The organism is Nitrosomonas sp. GH22 (assembly GCF_009833115.1).
GTDB lineage: Bacteria > Pseudomonadota > Gammaproteobacteria > Burkholderiales > Nitrosomonadaceae > Nitrosomonas > Nitrosomonas eutropha.
Genome location: NZ_QRCA01000009.1, coordinates 334411 through 346666 on the forward strand (window position 1 = coordinate 334411; position 12256 = coordinate 346666).

The following is a 12256-nucleotide window of genomic DNA, read 5'->3' on the forward strand; positions in this document are numbered from 1 at the left end:
GGCATTGCTGTAAATTTAATCACAAATCTGAAAGGATGGCTCAGACCATGAAGCAATTTCCTCTGACATTGATCGGCCTGTTTTGTGCAGTATCAAGTTACGCTGCTCCGGGTGATGGTTCACCTGGAAAGCAAGCCCCGAGTGAGAGTAACAGGGAGTATGCGGGAGAGCAATTGGCGCAAGTGGCTGAATCAGGCAGTAATGCAGGTGCTGATAAGGAAAAAGGGAAGAAGAAAAAGGCAGGTGAGATTGCCCCACAAAACAGAACAGTTTTCAGGGAAATGGTGGTGACAGGCGAGATAGAGCGAGATTCACGCGTTACTTCACCTTCAATGCGTGTAACTCGGACGCAGGTCGAGCAGCAGAATGCACAAACTACGGAAGAAGTGCTCAAATACATGCCCAGCCTGCAAATACGCCAGCGTTATGTGGGTGATCCGAATGGTGTGCTGGGGATCCGCGGGGCAGATATGTTTTCAACTGCGCGCAGCATGGTTTATGCCGATGGCCTACCGTTGCACAACTTTCTGCAGGCTTCTTTCAATGGTGCGCCACGCTGGTCGCTGGTCGGGCCGAACGAGATCGATTCGGTTGATATTGTTTATGGTCCTTTCTCGGCCGAGTACAGTGGCAACTCGATAGGGGGTGTCGTCAATATTAGAACGCGTATGCCGAACAAGCAGGAGTTTTATGCTGAGGGCAGTGTGTTCATTCAGCCTTACAAGAATTACGGGTCGGATAAGGGAACATTCATCGGTGACCGGCAATATTTCTCTTACGGTAATCGAATACAGGACAAATTCACGGTGTTTCTGGCTTACAACCGGTTGGAGGCCCAAGGGCATCCACAATCCTATTTCATCGATAACACCGGATTGTTCAATGTGCCCGGAGGAATGCCAGTGACCGGAGGTATCAGGACGCCGGATACGCGTGGCACGCCCAGTATCATTTACGGTGATACCGGCCCCGAGAAAGTGAATACTCACTTGTTCAAGGGGAAATTCGGATATGACATTACTTCTGACCTGCAGACGCTGTTCACCGTAGCGTATGAAGAACGCACCCGCAACCAGAATCATCCCAATAACTATCTGCATACAGCAAACGGTAATTATTTCTGGGGAGGAAGTTCACCTGTCTGTAACTCGGTTGTCACCTGTTCAAATCCGGGCAATGCTTCCCTGGATGGCACCCGTTTCGACGTGGTGCGAAATGGTTTTGGCAGTAGCCGCGACAAACGCGAGACATTGAATCTGGGTTTGTCGCTGCGCGGTGCGCTAACGCCTGACTGGGATGTCGATACCACGCTCAGCTATTTTGATGTGTTAAAGGATATTCGTGCGGCTGCATTTTTCAATCATGCTGATCCAGGCAATACCGGTGCCGGGCAATTGCAGGATTTTCGTAAATTCAACTGGTGGAATTACGATCTCAAGCTGAGTACACCGATGTTGCTGGGTTACGACAAACTGTCGTTTCTGACCGGATACCATTTTGACCAGTACAACCTTAGTTTCCGGCAATATAGCCTGACCAATTATGATGATCTGACCCGGGGCGCATTGCAGGCCAATCGCAACAATGATGGTCGCACATCGACCCATGCGATCTTTGCACAATCGATGTTTCGTTTCCTGCCGGACTGGGATATTACGGCTGGTGTGCGTCAGGAATGGTGGGAAGCAAGCAAAGGGGTTGCTTCCAACGTGGTGGTGCCGGATCGTACCGAGACAGCCACTTCTCCCAAGGTTTCACTGGGATATGAACCCCGGCAGTGGAAATTCCGCTATTCGTTCGGGCGTGCGCATCGCTTCCCGGTGATTGCGGAGCTTTTCCAGTCACTCGGTACGCCTACCAGCATTCTGACTGCAAACGCGCTACTCAAACCTGAAAATGGCGTGCACCATAACTTTATGGTGGAGTACGGGCTGCCGAAGGGTTATGCCCGTATTAACGTATTCCGGGATGACATCAAGGATGCCATCCGCCAGATCACTTCCGCCTCAGGAGTACTTACAACCAGTGCATTCCAGAATATCGGCGAAGTTGGCACAACCGGAGTGGAGCTGATCTTCGAACAGAGAAATATTCTCGGTACGCGATTTGATTTCATGTTCAACGGCACCTGGATGAATTCAAAAGTGGAAGAGGGGCCAGTTGTGAAATTTACCGAATCAACCGGTGTGTCTGCCAACTACAGCTTGACCGGAAAACAGGTTATTCGCCTGCCGCATTGGCGAGCCAACTTTTTCGGCACTTATCATGTGACGGATGCCTGGGACGTTTCCTTATCTGGCCGCTATACCAGCGATTCATATAACGACCCTGATAACAGAGATCATGTGAACAAGGTATTTGGTTCCCAGAGTGATTTTTTCTTCATGGATTTCAAAACCAGTTACCGGTACCGATTCAATAACGGGTTGAAAAGCCGGTTTTCGTTCGGCATCAGCAACCTCAACAATGACAAGGCATGGGTATACCACCCCTATCCGCAACGTACTTATCTGCTTGAGGCAGCGTTTAGTTATTGAGCTCCAAATAATCCGCTCGCCGTTATTCGGCGTCCTGATGGATTATTGGGATTGAAGTTACGGGTAACCAAGAGCAGGGGCCTTTCTGGTTGAGTTTGATACAAAACACATCTCGGCTATCTGGTGAAATTCAGCCTGTCGGAATTTTTGTCATATTCTCCGTCTATGTGTCATCTGGTAACAACCCTGTCGCTGGATACGTCTCCAGGCCATGTTTAACTGGGGATGCGACAATTTGTCGCATTGAGATGCCTTTCTGCCCGGCTTATGATTGAGGCTCTCAATAATTGGTCATCATATAGAGAGCTTCTAAAATTGGTTTCTGGGTGAATTTTACGCTTCGTCCCGCACCATCAGATTTTTAGAGATACCCATACGTTTTAAAGGCTTCAAAACAGGGAAAAACATGAAAGGCAGAAAAATTAAACAAAAATGTGGATTGGGAGTCAAAAAGATTGGTTACGGCAAGTCTTTAATGCCATTGACGGTTGCGGTAACCGGAGTGCTGACAGCTGTTATACCAGTCTGGGTACAGGCGCAAAGTACGGATGAACCGATACAACTGAAAACAATCCAGGTGATAGCACCAGAGATGGAACCAGCGATCACGGTACCGAGCTTGCCGGAAGCAAAACGTGCCATGCGCCGGGTGCCGGGTGGCGCCAATGTGATTGATAGCGAAACGTATGCCACGGGCCGTGCTTCAACAGTGCAGGATGCGCTGGGGTATTCGCCTGGCGTATTTGTCCAGTCTCGTGCCGGTGCTGAAGAGTCCCGCCTGTCGATTCGTGGCTCAGGTATACAACGCACATTCCATTTGCGCGGCATCAAGATTTTGCAGGATGGTTCACGGCTGAATCTGGCCGATGGCGGGGCGGATTTTCAGGCAATCGAGCCCTTGGCTACCCGCTATATTGAAGTGTTCCGGGGAGGTAATGCACTGCAGTATGGATCAACCATGTTGGGAGGCGCGATCAATTTCGTTACGCCGACTGGTTACGATGCGGAGCGTTTCCGCGCGCGGGGGGAGGCGGGTAGTTTTGGTTATAACCGCCTGATGGCTTCTTCTGGTGGCGTGCATGGTTCGCTGGATTATTTTGCCAGTGTTTCCCGTTACAGTCAGGATAGTTTTCGTGATTGGGCTGCTACCGATAACTGGCGTATGTTCAGTAATGCGGGATACCGTATCACCCCCGATCTGGAAACACGTTTTTACTTGACCTATGTTAAATCCGACTCGCAACTGCCAGGCAATCTGACCAAAGCGCAATTAAAATCTGATCCCAGGCAGGCGAATGCGTTTAGTCTGTTTGGACGACAAAAACGTGACATTGATCTTATCCGGGTGGCTAACCGTACCGTACTCAAACTGGGGAACAGCCAGCAACTGGAATTTTCCGGATTCTACTCACACAAGGATTTGTGGCATCCAATTTTTCAGGTACTGGCTCAGCCCACCAATGATTATGGCATAGGGTTGCGCTATATCAATGAAATGCCGATTGCGAGTTACCGTAACCGTTTTGTGCTGGGCTTCGAGCCAAGCTGGGGCAATGTCATGGATAACCGTTTTGTGAACGTTCGCGGTAATGCGGGTGCGCGTACTGCCAAATTTGATCAACATGCCAGCAGCTATGTTGTTTATGGAGAAAATCAGTTTTATTTGCTGCCAGAACTGTCGTTGATTGCTGGCGCACAATATACTTACACGACACGCAAACAAAAGGATCTGTTCATGGCCGGCGGGGTGGATCAGAGTAAGAGCAAAAGCTATCAGCGCTTCACTCCCAAGGCGGGGCTAATTTATGAATTGAATCCAGATGTGCAATTTTTCAGTAATGTTAGCACCAGTTTTGAGCCACCCAGTTTTGCCGAGTTGACCAGCGGACCAGTTCAGGCACCGACATTTGCTAAAGCGCAGCGTGCCATTACGTTTGAGGTAGGCAGCCGGGGCCGGTTATTTAATATGGCTGAGTGGGATGTGGCACTGTACCGTGCGCATGTGCGCAATGAATTGCTTGCGCTGGTGGATCCTGCTACCAGCTCCCCAATAGGTACGGCCAACGCAGATAAGACCGTGCATCAGGGGATTGAACTAGGTTTGGATGTGGAACTGGCAAAAATGCTTTACCTGCGCCAGATGTATATGTTCAGCGATTTCAAATTTGATAAGGATGCCGCTTTCGGCAATAACCAGCTGGCCGGTATTCCGCGTCATTTCTATAAAGCCGAGCTGACCTATCGCCACGCTGACGGTTACTATATTGGTCCGAATGTGGAATGGTCGCCGCAGAAGTATTACGTGGATCATGCCAATACGCTCTCGGCTGATTCCTACGCACTGCTGGGCTTTAAAATTGGCAAACGGAGCAAAAGCGGATTCTCCTGGTTTGCCGAGGCACGCAATCTGACCGATCGCAAGTATGCCGCTACTACGGGCGTAGTGGAGAATGCAAGAGGTATCGATCAGGCCCAATTCCTGCCGGGAGACGGGCGCTCCTTCTTTGCCGGTCTGGAATATCGAATGTAGCATATTCATTCTTCCTGCTGGCCAGTTCGGCTGGCAGGTTGGTATTTAACTTAAATGGAGTGAAAATGTCGATTAAACATCTCATTACAGCAATCATTATGGCTGTAATTTCTGCAGCAATTCCTTTTACTGAGGCGGCAGAACATGCCCATGACGCCAAGGCAGCAAAACCCAAGCATGATATGAACAAAATGTGGGCAGAAATGCGTACCCGGGCAGTTGGTATGGCTGTTTCCGTGGCGGCCGATGAAAAGGGAGTGTTGTGGCTGGCACGTATGCAGGACGGCCATATCAAAGTGAGCCGCTCTGAAGATAATGGCAAGCATTTTTCCGAAGAGGTGACTGTCAATCCACAACCGGAAGCAATTCTGGCGGAAGGGCAGAATCGGCCTAAGATCGCGGCACGTAACGGCGTCATTGTCGTTACCTGGGTGCAGGCATTACCAAAAGTGTTTTCCGGCAATGTCCGTTTTGCTCGTTCAGTGGATGAAGGCAAGACTTTTTCAGCGCCGGTAACAGTCAATGATGATCACGAAGAAACCAGCCATGGTTTCAGTACATTGACACTGGATGATCGTGGCCATGTAACAGTGGTCTGGTTTGATGGACGTGAGCGCGATGCAGCCGTCAAATCCGGGCAGGAATATATTGGCAGTACCGTTTATTACGCAGTGTCAGAGGATGGAGGGGCGAGTTTTTCTGCAAATCGTAAACTGGCAGATCATGCGTGCGAGTGCTGCCGGATCAGCATGACACTGGGGGTTAATGATACCCCGTTTGTTTTCTGGCGTCATATCTTCGATGGCAGCATGCGCGACTTTGCACTGGCGCGATTGGGTGCACAACCCAGGGTAGTTCGGGCCAGTGAGGATGGCTGGGAAATTAATGCCTGTCCGCATCATGGGGGGGATATTGCGGCAGATGCAGTGGGTGACATTCATCTGGCATGGTTTACCGGTAATTCGGAGCATCCTGGATTATTCTATCGGCGTATTGATGGTGAAAAAATGACTACAACTACCCCCCATGCATTTGGTGACCTCGACTTTCAGCCAGGTCATCCCGCTGTATTTGCGCATGACAAACAAGTGATTCTGGCCTGGCGCGAATTTGATGGTGACAATTACCGGATGATGACCTCTGTTTCGGCAGATCGGGGCGATACCTGGTCAACAGCGCGCATCGTGGCAACAACCAGTGGTGCAGCAGATTTACCGATATTTGTAACAGACGCGCACAAGCCGCTTGTTGTCTGGAACAGTACGCGAGACGGGATACGTCTTTTTGATGTGGGAGGTGATTAATGATGCGTCGCTTACTATGTATATTGCTGCTGGTAGTGGCAGGTGCTGCTTCGGCAGCGGATAACTTGCGTCCCTTTGTGTCCGGCAGTATGGCGCAAATTCAGGAAGAGTATGCTGGCAAGCCTTTTGTGATGTTTCTCTGGTCGCTGACCTGTACCTACTGTCCAACCGAACTGGAAATGCTTGGAAAATTCAAGCGGCAGCATCCAGAGCTGAATCTGGTGTTGATTGCAACGGATACACCGGAGGATAGGCCGGAAATCGTTTCTCATCTTGCCGGCTACGGATTAAGTGAGATTGAGAGTAACTGGGTATTTGCTGAAGATATGCCTGAACGTTTGCGTTTCGAGATTGACCGCCGCTGGTATGGTGAAGTGCCGCGTACCTATTTTTATGATCAAGCACATGAACGCCTGGTCAAGACCGGTCTGGTCGGTGAGGCATTTGTCAAGAAATGGCTGACGCTTGTCAGCATGAATACACCATCGACAGGCAAGTAATCCATACCCGTACTTTTCCGATCAGATCTATGTATAGCTGATCTGCAGCCGGTTTTCGTTCTTTTTAGTTGGGCAGCTTGCTCTTTAGGGCTCATGCTTGTAATCTTTTTTATCAGGCTCAATCCTGCTCTAGTTGCGGCAGGTGGTGTCTGGCCTGAAATTTGACCATGCGGGAGGTGTCTTGAGCAATCCATTCATTGTTAGAAAGGCTGCAGTACTGGGGGCGGGAGTTATGGGTGCTCAAATTGCAGCACATCTGGTTAATGCCAACATAGAGACATTACTGTTCGAATTGTCGGCCGAATCGGGCAATCCCGATGCCAATGTACTGAAGGCGATCAACAGACTGAATAAACAGGACCCTTCTCCCCTATCGGTAATTGACCGGGCAAGCTGTATTGAACCCGCCAATTACGAGCAACATCTGGAAAAGCTGGGTGAGTGCGATCTTGTGATCGAAGCGATTACCGAACGGCTGGAGCTGAAGTCGGAGTTGTACGAAAAAGTTGCACCCTATCTGAATAATCAGGCCATTCTGGCCAGTAATACTTCTGGTCTTTCCATCAACCAACTGGCTGCAGCCGTTCCCGAGGCCCTGCGACCGCGCTTTTGCGGCATTCATTTCTTTAATCCACCCCGTTACATGTATCTGGTGGAATTGATCCCAGGAAAACAGAGTGATCAAGGCGTACTTGATGCACTGGAAAGTTTCCTGGTGACCAGTCTGGGTAAAGGTGTTATCCACGCCAAGGATACGCCCAACTTTGTTGCCAACCGGGTAGGGGTCTTTTCCATGCTGGCGACCATGCATCATGCCCGGCAATTCGGTTTGAATTTTAGTCTGGTGGATAAGCTGACTGGTAGGTTGATCGGGCGGCCGAAAAGTGCAACCTTTCGTACTGCTGATCTGGTCGGACTGGATGTGCTAACGCATGTCGTACAAACCATGCAGAACAGCCTGACAGAGGATCCCTGGCATGCGCATTACGCTGTTCCCGACTGGTTGCAAAGACTGGTTAATCAGGGCGCACTCGGACAGAAGAGTGGCAAGGGGGTTTATCAGAAGCAGGGCAAGGAAATCCATGTGTTGAATCCGGATACGGATACGTATCAACTGGCGCAGAACGAAGTTGACAGCGAAATCGAAGCACTGTTGAAACAGAAAGATCCTGTAGCCCGGTTTGTGGCGTTGCACGATCATCCCCATCCGCAGGCCCGATTTCTGTGGGCGATTCATCGTGATCTGTTCCATTATTGTGCCGTCCATTTGGAATCAATTGCCCATAATGCACGTGACCTTGACCTGGCGATACGCTGGGGATTTGGCTGGCAACGGGGCCCTTTCGAGATTTGGCAGGCAGCGGGATGGAATACGCTTGCTGGTTGGATAGCAGCGGATATTGCTGCTGGCAAAGCCATGGCTGCAACGCCGCTGCCAGCTTGGGTGCAGGTGGTTGGACAGAGTGCTGCTCAGGGAGTACACGCACAGGAGGGCTCCTATGCGCCGGTGGCGAACAATTTGCAGCCACGTTCGCAGTTGCCGGTGTACCGGCGTCAGCTATTCCCGGACAGGCTGGTTGGCGAGGAAAGGGTCTATGGTGAAACAATTCTGGAAACAGACGCACTGCGCATGTGGCATACCGGAGATCAGATTGCCATCGTCAGTTTCAAAACCAAGAAGCATACTATTGATAATCTGGTTCTACAGGGGATGCAACAGGTTATCACTGAAGCCGAGCGTCATTTTCGCGCATTGGTAATCTGGCAGACCGAACCGCCATTCTCACTAGGTGCCAATCTGCAAAAGGCGGCAGAAAAACCGAAAACAGAAGTATCGCAAGCTCCCTTGGCACCTCCGGCACCACCTTCAGCATTTGATCTATTTATCCGGAAATTCAAAAAGTCTGCACAGTCCACCATTCTGCAAGCAGCCCGCAGCCTGGATATAGCCGACAAGTTAATGGCTGGAAAACTGGCTGAAGTGGAAGTGATGATTGCCCATTTTCAGCAGATTTCGCAGCAGCTTCGCTACAGTATGATACCGACCGTTGCTGCGGTAGATAATATGGCGCTGGGTGGAGGATGCGAATTTGTCATGCACTGTGATCGCGCGGTAGCAACACTGGAAACCTACATCGGCCTGGTTGAGGCGGGTGTAGGGCTACTGCCAGCCGGAGGCGGGTGTAAGGAATTTGCCTTGCGCGCCGCGCGTAATGCGATTGATGGGGACCCTTTCCTTTATCTAAAGCATTATTTTCAGACGGTGGCTATGGCACAACTGGCTAAAAGTGCAGAGCATGCAAAGGCATTGCATTATCTGCAGCCTGCTGATGTAGTTGTCATGAATCGTCTTGAATTACTGCATATTGCCAAGGCACAGGCGCTTGCGTTGGCAGAAACCGGGTATCGTCCGCCATTGCGTCCGCGTGAAATCGTAGTGGCAGGGGCAACGGGAGCTGCTACGATCAAAAGTAATATGGTCAACTTGCTGGAAGGTGGCTTTATTTCCGAGCATGATTACCTGATTGGCAGCAAGATCGCGCATGTTATGTGTGGCGGTGATATTGTCGCGGGCAGCCGGGTGGATGAAGAGTGGTTGCTGAAGCTTGAGCGTACAGCATTCATTGAGCTGCTGGCGACCGAGAAGACTCAGGATCGCATTGCGCATACGCTGAAAACCGGTAAACCGCTGCGCAACTGAGTGATTTGGAGTTGCGGAAGATGGGCGTGATGAAATAAAAATTCAAGTATTGAAGGAGAAACTGATGACCAGGCAAGTGCAGGAGGCTTATATCGTAGCCGCTACACGCACACCGGTAGGTAAAGCGCCACGGGGCATGTTCAAGGATGCTCGGCCGGACGACATGTTAGTGCATGTGCTGCAGGTAGTGCTGAAACAGTGTGCAGGGCTGGATCCGGCAGCGGTTGAAGATGTTATCGTCGGTTGTGCCATGCCGGAAGCGGAACAGGGGATTAATGTGGCGCGCGTAGCACTGCTGCTGGCTGGTCTGCCGGTTAGCGTGCCGGGTGTAACAATTAATCGGTTTTGCGCTTCCGGCCTGCAGGCGGTTGCCATGGCAGCCGACCGGATTCGGTTAGGTGAAGCGGATGTCATCATTGCTGGCGGCACCGAAAGCATGAGTATGGTGCCGATGATGGGTAACAAAGTGGCGATGAACCCGGCTTTATTTAAGCCAGAGAGTGAACAGGTAGCCATTGCTTATGGCATGGGGATTACTGCCGAAAAGGTGGCGGAACAATGGAAGGTCAGCCGTGAGGCGCAGGATGAATTTGCACTGGAAAGCCATCACCGTGCGATTCGCGCCATCGAACAAGGGGAATTCAGGGATGAAATTTCTCCTTATCCCGTTCATGAAGACCGGCCGGACCTGAATACGCACGAAATCCACGATTTCTCCGTCATCAGGGATACTGACGAGGGACCCCGGGCGAATACCAGCCCGGAGGCACTCGCCCGGTTACGTCCGGTGTTTGCAGCACGAGGATCTGTCACGGCGGGTAACAGCTCGCAAATGTCGGATGGAGCAGGTGCGGTGGTGGTGGCGAGCGAGGCAGCTTTGCAGCGCTTTAATCTGACACCGATCGGGCGATTTATTGGTTATGCGGTGGCTGGTGTGCCGCCGGAAATCATGGGGATAGGACCTGTCGAGGCGATTCCTAAAGTGCTGAAACAAACCGGCATCAAACAGGATGAACTTGACTGGATTGAGTTGAACGAGGCATTCGCTGCGCAAAGTCTGGCTGTTATCCATGATCTCGGATTGGATCGGGCAAAAGTTAATCCACTGGGTGGGGCCATTGCACTGGGTCATCCACTGGGTGCAACCGGTGCGATTCGCGTGGCAACATTACTGAGCGGATTACGTCGTCACAAACTCAAATATGGCATGGTCACCATGTGCATTGGCGGCGGAATGGGAGCGGCAGGCGTATTTGAAGCGCTATAAACAAAGCATCAGTCCGATAGAGCAAATCGGACTGATTTTGGCGGGCGGCTGATTTATTGGGCAGGTATCTGTAATCTTCCTGTAAAAATTGTTTGATTACTGGTGGAATAAGTCGCCTCGCCCTGATGCTCCCACCACTCATTTTCTCCCGCAACATAACGCGCACCTGATGCAGAAATTGCAAGATTAAGAATCTCCATCCTGCCGTCGGGAAAAGTAAGCGTCACCGTATCATCATCCCGATAAACCGCCCGTACCGCCTGCCCGGAATCTGAAACAAAAATTACCGAGCTGATGATTGAAGTCGTGGGGCGGGGGGGTGTTAGCGGTGTGCAGGATGTCAGGGCCGCAAGTAGCGAGAAGAGGATAAAATATTTTAGAAATAGTTTCATACGATTACCTGGTATTGGGGTTGTTATAAAGATCTGGCTACAAATTTTCTATAACCTGCGTTGTTTATCATATGTTCGTGATTTGGTTGTTGCGCATGACAACTGATACAAAGGACAGCAAGATTACTCTTGTTATTATCATGCTTAAGGCCATTTATATGGTGAACATGAAGCCACTTCCTTTTTGAAGGTGCAGAAAAATCACTTCTACAGCTTTGGCAGATCCAGCCCAAATCTCCTCTAAGTTTTTGGCTTATCTTTGCAAAATTTTCTGGATATATATTTAGAGCATTTTTGACTTACTTGTTTACATATCCACATGAAGCGAAGTAGTTGGCACACTCCTCCGGAGTGAACAGATCCAACACTTTGCCGATCTGTGCCCATAAGGCATCCATGGTTCGTTTGGCGGCTTTGCGTAATAGGGCTTTGAGTTTGGAGAACATTTTCTCGATTGGATTCAGATCAGGCGAATACGGCGGTAAGTAGAGCAGCGTGGCACCTGCCGCTTCAATGGCTGCGCGGACGCCTGGAACCTTGTGACAAGACAGGTTGTCGGCCACCACAATGTCACCTGGCTGCAGCGTGGGGCACAGACAGGTTTGAATATAGGCGAGAAACGTGGCCCCGTTCATTGGGCCGTCGAGCACTAACGGAGCGGTGATCGCATCGTGACGCAGTCCCGCAATGAAGGTGGTGCTCTTCCAGTGGCCGTGGGGCACCGAAGCCACACAGCGCTGGCCGCGCGGCGCGCGACCCCGCTGTCGCGTCATGTTGGTGGCCGTTGCCGTCTCATCCAGGAAGACCAGGTGACGGCAATCCCAATGCTGCTGCTCGCGGGCCCACTCAGTTCGTGCCTGACGTACGTCTGTGCGCGATTGCTCGCTGGCGTGCAGGGTTTTTTTTAAAACTCAACCCCCATTTGTTCAGTTGATGCCATAGCGCCGGCACCTTGATCTGAATGCCTTCTGCAGCCAACCGTTCACTAAGCTCGACAAGCCTGTCTCTTATACACATCTCCCAGC

Annotated in this window: 7 protein-coding genes and 1 pseudogene; 6 read left to right on the forward strand and 2 right to left on the reverse strand. The window is 50.8% G+C overall.

Annotated features, from left to right (window positions below; all coding sequences use genetic code 11):
• Positions 1 to 47 precede the first annotated feature (47 nt).
• From ABF86_RS03560 to ABF86_RS03585, 6 genes are all read left to right on the forward strand, one after another.
• Positions 48 to 2537 carry a TonB-dependent receptor gene (locus ABF86_RS03560; protein ID WP_074684927.1) on the forward strand — a complete coding sequence of 830 codons (2490 nt, stop codon included), beginning with the start codon at positions 48 to 50 and terminating at the stop codon, positions 2535 to 2537.
• Between the two features lie 406 nt (positions 2538 to 2943).
• Positions 2944 to 5067 (forward strand): TonB-dependent receptor, encoded by a 2124-nt coding sequence (locus ABF86_RS03565; RefSeq protein ID WP_083341429.1) that lies wholly within the window; start codon positions 2944 to 2946, stop codon positions 5065 to 5067.
• A gap of 65 nt (positions 5068 to 5132) precedes the next feature.
• Positions 5133 to 6371 carry a sialidase family protein gene (locus tag ABF86_RS03570; protein WP_074456362.1) on the forward strand — a complete coding sequence of 413 codons (1239 nt, stop codon included), beginning with the start codon at positions 5133 to 5135 and terminating at the stop codon, positions 6369 to 6371.
• Entirely contained in the window at positions 6371 to 6871 is a 501-nt protein-coding gene (locus tag ABF86_RS03575) for a redoxin domain-containing protein (RefSeq protein ID WP_074456363.1), read from the forward strand. Before ABF86_RS03570 ends, ABF86_RS03575 begins: the two co-directional genes overlap by 1 nt.
• Before the next feature lie 181 nt (positions 6872 to 7052).
• Positions 7053 to 9572 (forward strand): 3-hydroxyacyl-CoA dehydrogenase NAD-binding domain-containing protein, encoded by a 2520-nt coding sequence (locus ABF86_RS03580; protein ID WP_041353699.1) that lies wholly within the window; start codon positions 7053 to 7055, stop codon positions 9570 to 9572.
• 64 nt (positions 9573 to 9636) lie between these two features.
• Positions 9637 to 10839 (forward strand): acetyl-CoA C-acyltransferase, encoded by a 1203-nt coding sequence (locus tag ABF86_RS03585; protein ID WP_074456364.1) that lies wholly within the window; start codon positions 9637 to 9639, stop codon positions 10837 to 10839.
• Positions 10840 to 10892: 53 nt separating this feature from the next.
• Here ABF86_RS03585 and ABF86_RS03590 read toward each other — a convergent pair whose 3' ends face one another.
• Both ABF86_RS03590 and ABF86_RS03595 read right to left on the reverse strand, forming a co-directional pair.
• On the reverse strand, positions 10893 to 11231 hold the full coding sequence (locus ABF86_RS03590) for an MliC family protein (protein ID WP_074456365.1): 339 nt from the start codon (positions 11229 to 11231) through the stop codon (positions 10893 to 10895).
• 299 nt (positions 11232 to 11530) lie between these two features.
• Positions 11531 to 12146 (reverse strand): annotated as a pseudogene (locus ABF86_RS03595) (IS630 family transposase); the annotation flags it as partial.
• Positions 12147 to 12256: the final 110 nt, after the last annotated feature.